The organism is Oleiphilus sp. HI0066, from assembly GCF_001635725.1.
The window spans coordinates 1-989 of the sequence record NZ_LWFH01000409.1 but is presented as its reverse complement, the minus strand read 5'-3'; the positions used below and the strand labels follow the sequence as shown (position 1 = coordinate 989).

Genomic DNA, 989 nt, shown 5'->3' with positions numbered 1-989 from the left:
ATCGATCTTGCCACACCATCAAATAGCAAAGTTATATCTCACATACGATTGTCCGATAGCGACGGCGATGGTTTATCAGACTCAGATGAATTACTTGCAGGTACGGATCCTCTAAACCCAGATACCGATAATGATAGTAATTCTGACTACTATGAGGTGAAACTTCGTAACTCAGACCCTCTCGATGACACCGATTTTGTGGATCTAAATGATGATCTTGATCAAGACGGGCTGCTAGACGTTGCGGAGTATGCTGCGGGAACAAGTTTAAAGCGAGTCGATAGTGATGGGGATGGTTTGCCTGATGGCTATGAGGTAAATGTTAGTTTGACTGATCCGTTGAGCAAGGATAGTGATGCAGATGGTTTGTCAGACGGTGCAGAAGAGCTTATAACAAATACGAATCCAAATCTTGTCGATTCCGATAGTGACGGTTTGGGAGATGGCTTTGAAGTCGCAAATGATTACAACCCTCATGATACTGACACACGCAATAATGGTGTTCAGGATGATATGGAACTTAGCGATGCTCCCGTTTCAGACCTTATTGAGATCGGTGATTTAGCCAACTACCGTTATGCAGAAGACTATAACCCTGTCCCAGCTGGGACATGCTATGCAAGTTGGCTTTATCAAAAACAGCCGACTTTGAGTGCGGCTTCTACGAACGATCAAGACGTAGGTTCTCCGACAAAAGTCGCTTTGGCTGGAGGGGATCTTGAACAGTTATATCTCATGGATGGAGTGACTGGTCTTTATCTTACACCGATTATCGCTAATCAATTAGTTGACGCAGTGAGTGCGTTGACGTTTGCCTCTGGCGCTTCATCTAGCGAAACCTTATTTGTAGGTTCTTCAAATGGGGTCGTTCGTGAATTTGATACAAGTGTTGATCCTGCGGTATTCGCGCAATTTTTTGATACTACAACCTCAGATCCAGTTAGTGCGATTTGGGATCAAGGTACTTATTTGATCGTTGAAACGACGAA

Annotated in this window: 1 pseudogene; it reads left to right on the top strand. The window is 44.0% G+C overall.

What is annotated here, in order from left to right:
* Window positions 1-48: 48 nt before the first annotated feature.
* A pseudogene (locus tag A3738_RS05485) lies at window positions 49-989 on the top strand (hypothetical protein); the annotation flags it as partial.